This is a genomic window from Yersinia kristensenii, from assembly GCF_900460525.1.
GTDB lineage: Bacteria > Pseudomonadota > Gammaproteobacteria > Enterobacterales > Enterobacteriaceae > Yersinia > Yersinia kristensenii.
The window spans coordinates 4,243,054-4,256,979 of record NZ_UHIY01000001.1 but is presented as its reverse complement, the minus strand read 5'-3'; the positions used below and the strand labels follow the sequence as shown (position 1 = coordinate 4,256,979).

Sequence of the window (13,926 nt, the reverse complement as noted above, 5' to 3'; positions counted from 1 at the left end):
CATCGGGTTCGTGAGTGCAGCGAACACCCCTGCAACGTCAAGTACAAAGGGTGGTATTACTGCGGGAACCACTTATCATTGATGGTTTTATATGTCCCGTCAGCTTTCACTGCTTCAATGGCTTTATTCAATTTCTCCAGCAACGCGGTGTTATCCGGGCGCACCGCAATACCAAGGCCAGTGCCGAAGTATTGTGGATCAGTCACATGTTCGCCCACTGATGCCAGATTTGGATTGGTTTTCAGCCACTCATTCACTACCGCTGTGTCACCAAACACCCCGTCAATACGGCCATTTTTTAGGTCAATAATGGCATTTTGGTAGCTGTCATAAGCCACGGTTTGAATTTCTGGATGTTTATCCTGCAAATATTTCTGGTGTGTGGTGCCGTTTTCCATCCCGATTTTCTTGCCTTTCAGGTCGGCGAAAGCAGTGAATTTACCTTTCGGGGCAATCACAATGGCCGAGTTGGCATAGTAGGGCTGGGTAAATGCTACCTGCTTACTACGTTCCGGTGTGATATCCATACCAGAGATAACAGCATCATAACGTTTAAATTTTAGCGCCGGGATCAGGCTATCAAAGGCTTGATTGGTGAATGTACAGTTGGCTTCCATCTGCTTACATAATGCTTTTGCCAAATCCATATCAAAGCCGACGATTTCATTATTGGCACCGATGGATTCAAAAGGCGGGTAGGTTGCTGAGGCAGCGAAACGGATGGTTTCTGCGGCCGTTGCACTGAACACCATACCACTTAACATTGTCGCCAATAGTAACTTTTTCATGCTTAAACTCCTGTCTGAATTTTTTTAATAGAATATGTTCTTAATTATTGATTTTATTATGGCTTATGATTCTTCATCACGATTTATTCGGATGAATGATGAGGTTTACATTGCCATTTTATGAATTTATATGCAAGTAATGTGATTAAAAATTTAGTTTTTTTATTTTATTTACAGGAAGGACAAACTAGAGGTTTGGGTTTAGCTGACAGAAAGTCTGATCTAGTTTCGGTTGATAGAGCTTCATTGCTTCCCTGACCTCCGCAGCCTCAACCGAGCAGGAGGGCAAGCTGCCCCTCCTGCTCAAGCGCGCTTTTCGCCGCCGTTCATGGCGGCTCACTCGTACTATCGTCTTTGTCGGTAATATTCCTGATTGCGCTCAAGGTCAAAAGAGAAAATCAGAGCCATGGTTTTGATCTTGATGTTAAAAGCACATTTGAGCAGCCGAGTGAAGAGTGAAGGTAGGACGGGAGGCATGGATGCCGAGCGAGTCGTGCTTGAGCAGGAGCGAATCACGGCGTTCCGTCAGCGAAATGATGAGTCGAGGGCACCTGCGAAGCAGGCTAGCGATACGTGCGCAAGCGCAGGGGATCCAAGGGGGTTACGCGCTTGTAACCCCTTTGGCGGTTGAGGTATCAGAGGTCAGGTGAGCACAAGTTTCATGTCAACCGAACCTTATAACTAAACTAGCATCAACCAAAAACAATAATCCGAACTGGGTATTTAACCCTTAATTACGCCGCTCAAACGCCAGCGCCTTGCGCTCGACCAACCGCATCAGCAGTGTCAGCAAGCCATTTACCACCAGATAAACAATCCCCGCAGCACCAAATACCATCACATCATAGGTCCGGCCATACATCAATTGGCTGTAACCCATTACTTCCATCAATGTAATGGTGTAAGCCAGTGAGGTACTTTTGAACACCAACACCACTTCGTTGGAATAGGATGACAGCGCGCGTTTAAAAGCAAATGGCAGCAAGATGCGCAATGACTGGGCCTTAGACATTCCTAGTGCTTCACAAGATTGCCATTGACCCGCTGGAATGGCGCGCACAGCACCATAGAATAACTGAGTGGTATAGGCCGCGCTGTTCAATGCCAAGGCAATCATTGCGCACAGCCATGGTTGTGACAGCAGATTCCATAACCACGGATATTCACGAATAGCAGGGAACTGCCCTGGGCCGTAATAGATCAAAAAAATCTGGACTAACAGCGGGGTGCCAGTGAACAGCGTGATATAAATTTTAACCAGTGGCGTGACAATCGGGGTTTTCAGCGTCAATACAATGGTAAACAGCAATGACAGCACCAATGCGACCAACAAGGAGGCAATAGTCAATGTCAGGCTGGTATGGAGACCTTTCAGGATCTCAGGTAAGAATTCCAGCATTAGGATGGGCTCCGTTCAAAACGGGTCGTTCGGAGTTCAATCCACTTAAGCACATACTGGCTAAGTAGGGTCACCACCAGATAAATAGCTGCGGCAATCATATACCAAGTAAAGGGTTCTTGAGTTCGGGTGGCAATGCTTTTGGTTTGCAGCATCAAATCATTGACACTGATAAGCGATACTAGCGCGGTATCTTTCAGCAACACCAACCATTGGTTACCCAAGCCGGGTAGGGCATGACGCCACATCTGCGGCATAATCAAGCGGAAGAAAATAGCCGTTTGACTCAAACCCAATGCTTGGCCTGACTCCCACTGCCCGATAGGCACGGCTTTCAGTGCACCGCGTAACGTCTGTGATGCATAAGCCGAATAAAGCAGGGCCAGCGCAATAACACCACACAGGAATGGGCTGACCTCAAAATCATCAATATTGAGCTTAATCGGCAGCTCAAACAGATACAGATTTAAGGTAAAACCGTCTGACAGCATCATCAACAGCTGAGAGGAGCCAAAATAGATAAACAGCACCACCAGAATCTCTGGTAGCCCGCGTAAAATGGTGACCCAGCCAGTTGTCAGGTAACTGACGACTTTCCATCGTGATGATTCACAGACGGCGAACAGCATCGCCAGAACCAGACCGAGGACCAGTGCACAAACGGCAAGGCCGACGGTCATGCCGGCGGCGCTTGCTAAAGGTTGAAATTCATTCATGGGTGCTTAAATTACTGCTGGAACCATTTTTTATAAATTGTCTGATAGGTGCCATCGGCTTTAACTTTTGCCAGCGCAGCATCTAACTTACCCTGTAATTCGGTGTTGTTCTGACGAACGGCAATACCTAAACCTGTGCCGAAATAGTCAGCGTCAGTGACTTTATCACCCACCGCAGCCAATTGATTATTCTGCTTCAACCATTCATTGACCACGGCTGTGTCACCAAATACTGCATCCAGACGGCCATTTTTCAGATCAAGAATGGCATTCTGATAGCTGTCATAAGGGACGGCGGTAATTTCAGGATGTTTTTCCATCAGGTATTTTTGATGAGTAGAACCATTTTGCATCCCCACACGTTTGCCTTTCAGGGCGGCTAAATCAGCCACTTTACCTTTCTCGGCAATAAACAGCGCAGAGTTATCATAATAAGGCTGGGTAAAAGCCACTTGCTTTTGGCGCTCAGGGGTAATGTCCATCCCAGAGATAACCGCATCAAAACGCTTGAATTTTAAACTTGGAATCAAACTGTCGAAAGCTTGATTGGTAAAGGTACATTCGGCTTGCATCTCTTTACACAGCGCATTAGCCAGATCGATATCAAAGCCCTGCATTTTATTATTGGCATCAATAAATTCGAAAGGCGGGTAAGTCGCTTCAGCAGCGAAACGGACAGTTTCAGCGGCAGAGGCGGACAAACTGATACTGGCGAGGACGGCAGCAATTATTAATTTTTTCATCGCAAATTCCCAAATAGATATCAATGTGACAGATAGCTGGCAAAAGCTTCAGTTGTAGGTTGTGCAAAGTGGCTGGCATCGCCTTGCTCGACTACGTGGCCGTTTTCCATGTAAACCACGCGGCTGGCCGTTTTACGGGCGACTTCAACCTCATGGGTTACAATCACTTGAGTGATGCCGGTTCCTGCCAGTTCACGGATAATACTGACGATTTGTGCTGTAATTTCTGGATCAAGTGCTGCGGTTGGTTCGTCAAACAGCAAAACTTGCGGCTCCATCATTAACGCGCGGGCAATGGCCACACGTTGTTGCTGCCCCCCCGAAAGGTGTAGCGGGAAGCGGTCAACAAAATCAGTCAAACGCAGGCGGGTCAGTAATTTTTGCGCCCGCGCCATAGCTTCATCTTTTGACAGACCCAGCACGCGGCAAGGGGCTTCAATCAGGTTTTGCACCACAGTGAGGTGCGGCCAAAGATTATATTGCTGGAAGACCATCCCCACATTCTGGCGTAATTCGCGAATAGCTTTCGCGCCCGGAGCTTGGGAAAAATCGAAGTGATTGCCCGCTATTTGCAAAGCCCCTGAACGCGGCATCTCTAGCAAATTAAGTACGCGCAGCAATGAGCTTTTACCCGCACCACTTGGCCCTAATAACACTAAGGTTTCGCCCGCAGGACAGTCTAATGTAATGTCGAACAGCGCTTGATGTGCGCCGTAGTAACAGTTAATTCCGTTAAGTTGAATACTCATGCGCCAAATCTGAATAGCCAATGATGCCGTGAATGGTAACTTCCGCGGCATACTTATGCAATCTTTGTGCGTTAAAATTTATTAATAACCAGCATTAGGGGCAAAAAATAGCATAACATTTGGATTTGAATGCCATCACAGGGAATTTGTCATGCGATGAATAAATCTGACAGAGCAACTGCTGGGGTAGGTTGAAAAATAGCCAAAATGAGAATGTGTTTGCAAATCAAAGAGTACCGGTTTACTGGAACAAAACCGGTACATAGTCGTCATTGTTCAAATTGCAGGGGTTAGTGATCACCCAGAAGTTGACGCAAGCTGCTGGCCGGGGCTGAAACACCCATAAAGCGGATGTCATCGACAACCCAACAGGTTCCTTCGCGGATCATCAACACTTCGTCTTGCCACATCACTGACGGCCCACTTGCCGATTGGTGCGTCAAATTGACGCGTAATGGAATATTACGGGCATCAGTATTGGGAATGGTTGAAGCGCTGGCAACATCCGCGCTGGTGTTGCCTTCACGCAAACTGGTGAAAATATCACCATTGATGGTTTGTGTGGCATTCGCTGTAGCTGCCGGGCGATGGCCCGCTTGCTTTCTCGCTGTTTGAATTTGTTCATAAAGTGCCTGGCTCAGATAAGGGCGAAATTGAGCAGACAAATTATCATCGGGCAAGCCACTTTTATTGCCAATTTGCTGAATCCGCAGGTCATAGAATTTTTGCGCTACTGTGTCCGGCCCGCCGTCAATACAAGGCGAGGTGCGGCTGCTGATATCCTTGAATGCCGGGCTGACATTGCTGGTACAGGCACTCAATAAAATGGCAAGAGGAAGAATCAGGGCAATATTTTTCTTTTTCATATGATGACCTTAAGTGAAAGAATCTGTTATGAAAGCGATGGTAGTTATTAACGTTATATTAGTATAAACCTATTTTCCCCACAGCCTGATGCGGCAATTAATACGTTAAATAGTCAGTTATTGTTAATATTAATCTGAGATTTATATTTTTTGCTGGGTTTACCTTGCAAACCACTGATCCCAGCGGATGGATCTTTTCGGGCATAGCTGACAATTTTAGTGGCTGAATTTAGCCGCGCACTCCCTGCCATGACGGATTGATCTTTACCACATGCATGACAAATAGTGGTATTGGCCATATTCATGGAGCCACAAAAGGGGCACTTTATTTCCGGCAGATGTTTCTTAAGGTCTTTGTTAGATATTTCACCTAATGGCGCAACATCTGCAGATACTGACCAAACTAAAGCGGCGGCCCAGCCGATTAATGTCCAGCCAAACAGTAGGTTAGCTAAAAAAATAGATCCGGTTTTATTATGCTTGCGAGTTTTGGCGATAATAAAAGGGATAAAATAAAGAATAATAAGTATCAAGCTGTTGGTGATAGAAGACATAGTTTTAACGCCCAGAGTTTTATTATCTATTTAGTCACTTACCTTATCAGAGAAAGCTTGCGATGAATAAGTGTTGGCCCCCGTTATAACCACGGGGGAGGAATAAGCAATAACATGAGTCATGTGGGGTAAGGACAAACCCTGCGGGTTAAATTCGGGTATTATCCACGTAATTTACCGTGCTCTTTCAACCAGCGGGCGGTGCGAATAATCCCTTCATCCAATGATACCAACGGGCGGTAACCTAATTCTAATTCTGCCCGCTGGGTATCCAGTGTCAGGTCAAAATTAAGTTTAGCGACCCCATAATGGGTCAATATTGGCTCTTTTTCGGCTTTATTACCCAATTTCTCCATAGCTCGGGCCATGATATCCATCATTGGGTAGGGCACTGAGCGAATACGGCAGGGCATATCCAACTCTTCCAGCAGATGTTGCACGATGGTGCGCAGTGGGCGAGGTTGTTGATTGGTAATATTATAGGCTCTGCCAGACGGTGTATTTTGGCTTTGAGTCGCCAGCCACATGGCATGCACCGCATTTTCCAGATAGGTCATGTCCACCAGAGCATCACCACCACGGGGCAGCAGCAGGGTGCCATAATATTTAATCATTTGTAGCAGGCGCGGCAGCATCACAGTGTCGTGCGGGCCGAATAAGCCTTGCGGGCGCAAAATAGTAAAATGGGTTTGCGGATTAGACAGCGCTAATTGCTGAATAACCTCCTCGCCAGCGGCTTTGCTGCGCGCGAACTCATTGGCAAAACGGACTGGGCGGAAGTCTTCCTGAATATTTCGATGGTGGTGATAATCGAAATAAATGGCGGGTGAAGAAATATGAATGAAATTCTCCACACCATATGCGGCGGCCCATTCACCTAAACGGCGTGTCGCGCGGACATTGGCCAGTTCAAAAGTTTGCTCAGTGCCCCAGGGCGAAGTAAAACTGGAGCAGTGCCACAGTGTATCGACACCGGCCAGCATGGCTTTTGCCTGCGAGGAAACCAGATTCGTCAGGTCGGCATGAATAAATTCAGCGCCTATCTTTGTCAATAATGCGCCCATCGCCGGATTATTGCCGGTGGCGATGACTTTGATACCCTGACGACGGAGATATTCAACGGCATTTCGGCCTAACCCACAGGTTGCACCGGTGACCAATATCTTCATAACGAATTCGGTTCCCACCAAAAATCAGAATGCTAGAACTTTGAATTATTCGTCCAGCAAATAATATGCCATTCTTTCGTGAAATGCAGCGCTATGCAATCAGAAAGGGCTGACTAAATATAACAAATGTTGCAGTTGGCCGACAAATAACCGTTATTTATCGGCCTTTTGGTGTATTTCCCTACGGGTATTAAGCCTCTGACTTGGCATTTTGCTCGGGTGTGGGCAATTTCTGTTCATGAATAGATTGCTGTTCGCGATCATATTGCACCGCCAAAGTGGCAATACGTTTCGCCATACCCCGAAAAATAAACAGGTGTGCGGGCATCATCACAAACCAATACAGTAATCCGTTAAAGCCCGCCGGATGCCACCATGCCCGGACATCAAAGCTGCGGCGACCACCTAACTCCTTGATAGTAAAAGTGAGCCGCCCAAGCCCCGGCGCTTTCATGCCGAACATCATGGCTAACTGACGTAATGGTTTGAGAGTGATAACTTTCCAGCCATCAATCAGGTCACCCAATTCCAGCGTTTCTCTTTCCGGGCGGCCATAAACCACACCGCCACCGGCCAGATCATCCATCCAGGCGCGGGTTTTCCATAGCGGATTGCCATAGAAATAACCTTCTTTGCCGCCAATTTGCTGGACGACATGCCACAGCGCCTCGCTGGAAGCGGAGGTATAAAGTGTGCAACCCGCCTGTTTGGGATAAAAACCGTAACCCGGTCGCCAACGGGCGCGAGCTTCGGGGTCATAGCCCCAGTCGGGCGAATCCACCACTTCATCCTCGCGGCGCAATGTCTCTTTAACGGCATCATCAAAACTAATGAGTGATTGGGGAATTAGCGCCTGTAAAGCTTGGCCATCAGCCGGTAAATCGTGATTCAGCCCCTCAATCAAAGCACTGGCAATTGGCGTCGGGACTGAGGTCACCATATTGATGAAATAAACCGAGATAAAGCGGGTTGGGAGCGGAATAGGAATCAGCCAGCGCCGTTTACCACTGATTGCAATAAACCGCTCGAACATGGTTTGATAGCTAATATATTCCGGCCCGGCGACATCAAATATGCGATTTTCTGCTGATGGGTGCTTGAGCAATTCTGTTAAGTAAATCAGTAAATTTTCCAGCGCGACCGGGGATGATTTTGAGCGCACCCAGCGCGGCGGCGTCAGAATCGGCAGGTTATAAACCATATCGCGCATCACTTCAAAAGCGGCAGAGCCGGGGCCGACAATGATACTGGCGCGCAGTTCGGTCACCGGAATACCACTTTGGCGCAGCAGGTCACCGGTTAGTTTGCGGGCAATCAGATGAGGGGAACTGTTATCATCGGGTTGTAATGCGCTCAGGTAAATGATCTGCTTGACCGACGGGCTCTGTTGGAGCGCGGTTTTCATATTGGTGGCAGCCAGGCGCTCCTGCTCAATCAAATCCTGCCCGTCGCCCATGCCATGTACCAGATAATAGACGACATCAATATCTTGTAGCGCGGCGATAAGGGTTGAGGGCTGATAAAGATCGACAAAACGGCACTCGACCCCCGGCCATGGCTGCTCTTTTAACCACTCGATACGGCGTGCGGCGGCAGTGACAGCATGCCCTTGCTGGCGTAGTTTTGGCACCAGATGTTGGCCAATATAGCCACTGGCGCCCAGTACCAATATCCGTTGCGGTGTCATGAGCGCTGCTCGGTTAAAAACTCGCGCCATAACGCCACCACTTTTTCCAGGTCACTGCGGCTGATATTAAGGTGAGTAATCATTCTGGTGATTGGCCCAGCACTGATTAATACGCCATGCTCGCGCATCCAAGGGCCAAGTTTAGCGGCGGCCTCGACAGATTGCTGAATATACAGCACATTCGTTTGCGCCCCCGGAGCCACTATCTGCACACCTAATGAGCGCAGTTGTTGCTCCAGCCAGAGGGCATTATCGTGGTCATCTTTTAACCGGGCGACATTGTGCTCTAGTGCATACAGCCCCGCCGCCGCCAAAATTCCCGCCTGGCGCATACCACCGCCGGTCATTTTACGCCAACGGCGTGCGCGTTTAATGTATTCTGCACTGCCACATAATAGCGAGCCAACTGGGGTTCCCAACCCTTTTGATAGACAAATTGTCAGGGTATCGCAATATTGGGTAATGTCACTCAGGGGGACATTCAGCGCTACAGCAGCATTAAAAATACGAGCACCATCAATATGTAACGCCAGTTTTTTCTCGCGGGTCAATGCCCATGCTTGCTGCAAGTAACTCAGTGGCAAGACTTTGCCGCTGTGGGTATTTTCCAGACTCAACAGCCGGGTTTGGGCAAAATGAATATCATCGGGCTTGATAGCCGCCAAGACTTTATCCAGAGGCAAAGTACCGTCATCATTTGCATCAATAGGTTGTGGCTGGATACTGCCAAGCACTGCGGCACCACCGGCTTCATACAGATAATTATGCGCTTTTTGGCCGACGATATACTCTTCGCCGCGCTGACAGTGAGTTAACAGTGCGACCAGATTCGCTTGTGTGCCCGTCGGCAGAAATAATGCGGCTTCTTTGCCGGATAACCTGGCGGCCAAAGCCTCTAAAGCATTCACCGTCGGGTCATCGCCGTACACATCATCACCGACTTCGGCATTGGCCATGGCATTGCGCATCGCGACATCAGGTTGTGTGACTGTGTCACTGCGTAAATCGATCAGCATAATTTTCTCGCAGGTTGGAAAAGAGTGGCTTTATCATAGCGAGAATAGTGAAACAAAAAAGCCCAAGAATATATTATTCATTTAATTCCATGCGCAATGGCCAGTGCTTTATTCAGTTTCCCGAGTGATTTCCCTTGTTTATTAGTGAAAAAACGCTGCTCCAGAATGTTGGCATCTGCTTCGTCATACAGCTTTATATGGTATTTATTGAGAAATGTCGGCAAGCTCCCTTTTTCGATGCCAAAAACCCAGTGCTCACCGATATTTTTTAATCCTTCGAAAACCTCTATCGAACCATATGATGTGTTCTCGCCGGCGAGGACATCGGAATAGACATAATCGAAAATGATTTCACTGCCAGTAGGAGCATAAGTGCCGATGGCTGAAAAGATACGGTCTACCGTGTTGGACGAGAGATACATAATTAGCCCCTCCAGTATAAATAGGTTTTTTTCTCCTTTTTTGACGGGTAAATTTTGTAAGATATCGGTCAAATCCTGTTGATTAAAATCAATGGGAATATAATGTAAGTTTTGTGGGGTTGGGATACTAAGTTCTTGTAGTTTTTCTTTTTTATTGCTCTGGGATACTGGGTGGTCAAGCTCATAAACCCGGCTTTGCTGTAGTTGATTCTGAAAGCGAATAGCCCTGGAGTCAAAACCGGCCCCCAGAATAAAAATGTTGGAGAATTCACTGGCACGTAATTGAAAGAATTCATCAATGTATTTTATTCGGCTAATTAAAAATTCATAGCTGCCCGCAGGTATCTGCGGTGAGAGAATATTGCCTGGCATCAAAAATGATTTTTGTGTCATGGAAAAGAATGAGGTTAAAGAGTGTGAAATTAATAGCGAGATATAATCATCTGTTTTGTATCCTTCTCTTTTTTCACCATAAGATTTTGCTCTGAGTATGCAGATTAGCTCAGCCGAGGGTGAGAAATCTGACATAGTATTTTTTGTCATTTCATTTATCCCCAATACAAATTCGATTTTATTATAAATTTACGCCGTACATTATGAATGAGGATTTAAATAAAACAGTCCCATGCACTTGCTTAATTTTTATCTGTATATGATGTAAAAACTGTTAAGTGGATGGGAAAAACACAAGAATTATTGGCCTCAGAGACCGGTACAAAACCGGTCTCTGGAGTAGGGGATTGAGGTTTTTTGGCAGAATGAACAGTATGTTATTAACGCAGCCAGTTAGTTTTCGCCAATTCTACTACTTCATCACCTCGGCCATTAATTATAGCTCTAAGCATATAAAGGCTGAATCCTTTAGCTTGCTCAAACTTGATTTGTGGTGGCATCGACAACTCTTGCTTGGCAGTGACCACATCTAGCAAGACCGGCCCTGGGTGGGCAAAAGCACTTTCCAGTGCGATATCCAGCTCGGAGGCTTTTTCTACCCGAATGCCTTTAATACCCGCCGCATTGGCGATAGCGGCAAAGTCTGGATTATGTAGGTCGGTACCATCCGTCAAATAACCACCGGCTTTCATTTCCATCGCGACAAAGCCCAGCACACTATTATTAAACACCACAATCTTCACCGGCAATTTTAGTTGTGCCAGAGTGAGGAAATCCCCCATTAACATGGTGAAACCGCCGTCTCCGCATAATGCCACAACTTGCCTATTCAAATCAGTTGCTTGTGCGCCGATAGCTTGTGGCATGGCGTTGGCCATCGAACCGTGGTTAAACGAGCCGAGCAAACGGCGCTTTCCATTCATCTCCAGATAGCGAGCGGCCCACACGGTTGGGGTGCCAACATCACAGGTAAAAATGGCGTCATCGGTGGCATGGCGGCTGATTTGTTGCGCCAGATATTGTGGATGAATTGGCTGATTGTCATTGGCGGTTGCCAGCCCGTCGAGATCTTTGCGGGTGGTACGATAGTGCTCAAGCGCTTTGGTCAAAAACGTATTATCACTTTTAGCGTCTAATTGCGGTAACAGTGCGCCGAGGGTGGTTTTGATATCCCCGACCAGCGCCATATTGACCGGGCAGTGAGCGCCGATGCTGCCGGGGTTGATATCAATCTGGATGATGTTTGCATGGGTGGGATAAAATGCGCGGTAAGGGAATTGAGTCCCTAGTAGCACCAAGGTATCGGCATTCATCATGGCATGATAACCGGAGGCGAAACCAATCAGCCCGGTCATGCCCACACTGTAAGGATTGTCCCACTCAATATGTTCTTTACCCCGCAGGGCATGTACCACAGGGGCTTGCAGCATTTCAGCCAATTTTACCACTTCATCATGGGCATCTGCGCAACCACTGCCGCACATTAGCGTGATATTTTTGGCTTTGTTCAATGTTTCAGCCAATATATTCAACTCACTCATTAGTGGCTGAACCAACGGCAGTTTAGGGGTTTGCCACACCACGGCGGCGTCTTCTGGGGCGGGCTGGAGCGCGACATCGCCCGGCAGCACAATCACGGAAACACCGCGGTTAAGAATGGCTTTGCGCATGGCAATTTCTAAGACGCGCGGCAATTGTTCAGGATTCGAAACCAATTCACAGTAATGACTGCATTCGCGGAACAGTTCTTGTGGGTGGGTTTCTTGAAAATACCCGCTGCCAATTTCACTCGAGGGAATATGCGCGGCGATTGCCAGCACCGGAACATGATTACGATGGCAATCAAATAAACCATTAATCAGATGTAAGTTTCCAGGGCCACAGGACCCTGCGCAGACCGCGAGTTGCCCGGTGAGCTGTGCTTCAGCGCCCGCAGCAAAAGCGGCCACTTCTTCATGGCGAGTTCCCAACCACTCGATTGTTCCCATGCGGTGTAAGCTATCACTCAACCCATTGAGTGAGTCGCCGGTGACACCCCAAATGCGCTTAACACCTGCTTGCTCCAACGTTTTTGCGACCAGTGTTGCCACGGTTTGCTTCATAGTTGTTCCCTCAAGGATTAATAGCGAGTCATTATTCTATACCCGTCATACTTCAAGCTGCTGGTGTGTTGGCTGCTTTCGCTCACCCTGGTTACTTACTTATGTAAGCTCCCAGGGACTTGCTCAGTTGCCGCCTTCCTGCAACTCGAATTATTTAGGGTATATGAGGTCAAAGTATGGCGCGTTTGACGATTCCTGCCCTATTAACAACATGAATAGAGCAAGAATAATTCTATTAAGCCAGTTGGACATTTCCGTGTAACTGGCAACTGCAAGCCAGAACATAACCTTGGGCAATTTCGTCGGTTGTCAGGGTCATGGAGCTGGTGGTGGTGTATTCGCCGTGCAAAATACGGGTTTTACACGAGCCACAAACCCCCGCACGGCAAGCCGCCATCACTGGTACTTGGTGTTGTTCCAGTGCAAATAACAGTGAAGTGCCAACGGGAACTTTCACACTGCGAAGTGGGTGACTGATAGTCATCGTCAGTTCATTGCTGGTATCGATAACTTCATCAGAGGGTCGGAATTGCTCTCTCTGGAAATGGTGACTCGGAACAGCTTGTTCGCGGCAATACTGCTCAACCCAATCCATATAAGGCGCAGGCCCGCAAGTCATTACTCGGCGGTGAGCAATATCTGGAGCGACCTGTTGCATGATCTGAGCATTAATTCGTCCGGCAATAAATCCCTCCGTTGCACCTGATTCAGCCATCAATGTCAGTTGTAATTGCTGTGGATAGCGCTGTAACAACTGTTGCCAGGCATCTGCAAAAATCACATCTGCTGGTGAACGAACATTAAAAATCACGCGGATATCGGCTTTAGGGCGCTGAGCCAATAGATAGCGGCACATTGACATCACGGGCGTAACACCGCAGCCAGCGGCAAGCATCAGGTAGTGGTCATCATCAAAATTGGCGCAGGTAAACTCGCCCTGAGCATCCGAAAGCCACAGATAATCCCCCTTTTTGAGCTGCTGAGTCAGCCATTGTGAGCCTTCGCCACCGCTTAAGCAGCGCACGGTGAGTTGGATAAATGGCGTTAAACCGGGCGTAGAGGAAAGTGTATACGCACGCAAGGTTTCATCACTGTTACGAATGCTGACCAAAGCATATTGCCCCGGTAAATAAGGGTAAAAATCATGATTAATCAACAGCAAGCTCCACACATCAGGAGTTTCTTGCACCATGGAGTGAACTTGCATGCGGTTGGGGCAGAGGGCGGTTGGGCAATCAGTAGGGATAAAGTCAGTCATCGGAGCCTCACAACAAATCAGGTCATTTCTGGCAAAAATAGGATTGATGCCCAGCCAGTGGTAA

Annotated in this window: 13 protein-coding genes; all 13 read right to left on the bottom strand. The window is 47.7% G+C overall.

Annotated elements, in window-relative coordinates; genetic code table 11:
* Positions 1-56: 56 nt before the first annotated feature.
* Complete coding sequence (locus DX162_RS19725; RefSeq protein ID WP_004389593.1) at positions 57-788, bottom strand: arginine ABC transporter substrate-binding protein; 732 nt, start codon at positions 786-788, stop codon at positions 57-59.
* Between the two features lie 730 nt (positions 789-1,518).
* On the bottom strand, positions 1,519-2,187 hold the full coding sequence (artM, locus tag DX162_RS19715) for an arginine ABC transporter permease ArtM (RefSeq protein ID WP_032819452.1): 669 nt from the start codon (positions 2,185-2,187) through the stop codon (positions 1,519-1,521).
* Positions 2,187-2,903, bottom strand: a complete 717-nt coding sequence (gene artQ, locus DX162_RS19710) for an arginine ABC transporter permease ArtQ (RefSeq protein WP_004389594.1) — start codon at positions 2,901-2,903, stop codon at positions 2,187-2,189. The genes artM and artQ overlap by 1 nt, the downstream gene beginning before the upstream one ends.
* Positions 2,904-2,914: 11 nt before the next feature.
* On the bottom strand, positions 2,915-3,646 hold the full coding sequence (artJ, locus tag DX162_RS19705) for an arginine ABC transporter substrate-binding protein (protein ID WP_004389595.1): 732 nt from the start codon (positions 3,644-3,646) through the stop codon (positions 2,915-2,917).
* Positions 3,647-3,666: 20 nt separating this feature from the next.
* Positions 3,667-4,395 (bottom strand): arginine ABC transporter ATP-binding protein ArtP, encoded by a 729-nt coding sequence (gene artP / locus DX162_RS19700; protein ID WP_032819469.1) that lies wholly within the window; start codon positions 4,393-4,395, stop codon positions 3,667-3,669.
* A 290-nt stretch (positions 4,396-4,685) separates the two neighbouring features.
* Entirely contained in the window at positions 4,686-5,261 is a 576-nt protein-coding gene (locus tag DX162_RS19695; protein ID WP_004389597.1) for a lipoprotein, read from the bottom strand.
* Positions 5,262-5,374: 113 nt separating this feature from the next.
* Positions 5,375-5,815, bottom strand: a complete 441-nt coding sequence (locus DX162_RS19690) for a superinfection immunity protein (protein ID WP_004389598.1) — start codon at positions 5,813-5,815, stop codon at positions 5,375-5,377.
* Positions 5,816-5,976: 161 nt separating this feature from the next.
* Positions 5,977-6,984, bottom strand: a complete 1,008-nt coding sequence (locus tag DX162_RS19685) for an NAD-dependent epimerase/dehydratase family protein (RefSeq protein WP_004389599.1) — start codon at positions 6,982-6,984, stop codon at positions 5,977-5,979.
* Between the two features lie 190 nt (positions 6,985-7,174).
* Positions 7,175-8,671 (bottom strand): DUF2867 domain-containing protein, encoded by a 1,497-nt coding sequence (locus DX162_RS19680; RefSeq protein ID WP_115155888.1) that lies wholly within the window; start codon positions 8,669-8,671, stop codon positions 7,175-7,177.
* Positions 8,668-9,687, bottom strand: coding sequence for a low-specificity L-threonine aldolase (ltaE, locus tag DX162_RS19675; RefSeq protein WP_004389601.1), 1,020 nt, complete (start codon positions 9,685-9,687; stop codon positions 8,668-8,670). Before ltaE ends, DX162_RS19680 begins: the two co-directional genes overlap by 4 nt.
* A 77-nt stretch (positions 9,688-9,764) precedes the next feature.
* Complete coding sequence (locus DX162_RS19670) at positions 9,765-10,652, bottom strand: class I SAM-dependent methyltransferase (RefSeq protein ID WP_050118603.1); 888 nt, start codon at positions 10,650-10,652, stop codon at positions 9,765-9,767.
* A 230-nt stretch (positions 10,653-10,882) separates the two neighbouring features.
* A complete protein-coding gene (poxB, locus tag DX162_RS19665) occupies positions 10,883-12,604 on the bottom strand; it encodes a ubiquinone-dependent pyruvate dehydrogenase (protein ID WP_004389604.1) in 1,722 nt (573 codons plus the stop codon).
* A 235-nt stretch (positions 12,605-12,839) separates the two neighbouring features.
* Entirely contained in the window at positions 12,840-13,862 is a 1,023-nt protein-coding gene (hcr, locus tag DX162_RS19655; RefSeq protein WP_004389605.1) for an NADH oxidoreductase, read from the bottom strand.
* Between the last annotated feature and the right edge of the window lie 64 nt (positions 13,863-13,926).

What these genes read in the sequence shown, in the direction of transcription:
- DX162_RS19725 (WP_004389593.1), bottom strand. Translation starts at nt 788, where the DNA reads ATGAAAAAGTTACTATTGGCGACAATGTTAAGTGGTATGGTGTTCAGT.
- artM (WP_032819452.1), bottom strand. Translation starts at nt 2,187, where the DNA reads ATGCTGGAATTCTTACCTGAGATCCTGAAAGGTCTCCATACCAGCCTG.
- artQ (WP_004389594.1), bottom strand. Translation starts at nt 2,903, where the DNA reads ATGAATGAATTTCAACCTTTAGCAAGCGCCGCCGGCATGACCGTCGGC.
- artJ (WP_004389595.1), bottom strand. Translation starts at nt 3,646, where the DNA reads ATGAAAAAATTAATAATTGCTGCCGTCCTCGCCAGTATCAGTTTGTCC.
- artP (WP_032819469.1), bottom strand. Translation starts at nt 4,395, where the DNA reads ATGAGTATTCAACTTAACGGAATTAACTGTTACTACGGCGCACATCAA.
- DX162_RS19695 (WP_004389597.1), bottom strand. Translation starts at nt 5,261, where the DNA reads ATGAAAAAGAAAAATATTGCCCTGATTCTTCCTCTTGCCATTTTATTG.
- DX162_RS19690 (WP_004389598.1), bottom strand. Translation starts at nt 5,815, where the DNA reads ATGTCTTCTATCACCAACAGCTTGATACTTATTATTCTTTATTTTATC.
- DX162_RS19685 (WP_004389599.1), bottom strand. Translation starts at nt 6,984, where the DNA reads ATGAAGATATTGGTCACCGGTGCAACCTGTGGGTTAGGCCGAAATGCC.
- DX162_RS19680 (WP_115155888.1), bottom strand. Translation starts at nt 8,671, where the DNA reads ATGACACCGCAACGGATATTGGTACTGGGCGCCAGTGGCTATATTGGC.
- ltaE (WP_004389601.1), bottom strand. Translation starts at nt 9,687, where the DNA reads ATGCTGATCGATTTACGCAGTGACACAGTCACACAACCTGATGTCGCG.
- DX162_RS19670 (WP_050118603.1), bottom strand. Translation starts at nt 10,652, where the DNA reads ATGACAAAAAATACTATGTCAGATTTCTCACCCTCGGCTGAGCTAATC.
- poxB (WP_004389604.1), bottom strand. Translation starts at nt 12,604, where the DNA reads ATGAAGCAAACCGTGGCAACACTGGTCGCAAAAACGTTGGAGCAAGCA.
- hcr (WP_004389605.1), bottom strand. Translation starts at nt 13,862, where the DNA reads ATGACTGACTTTATCCCTACTGATTGCCCAACCGCCCTCTGCCCCAAC.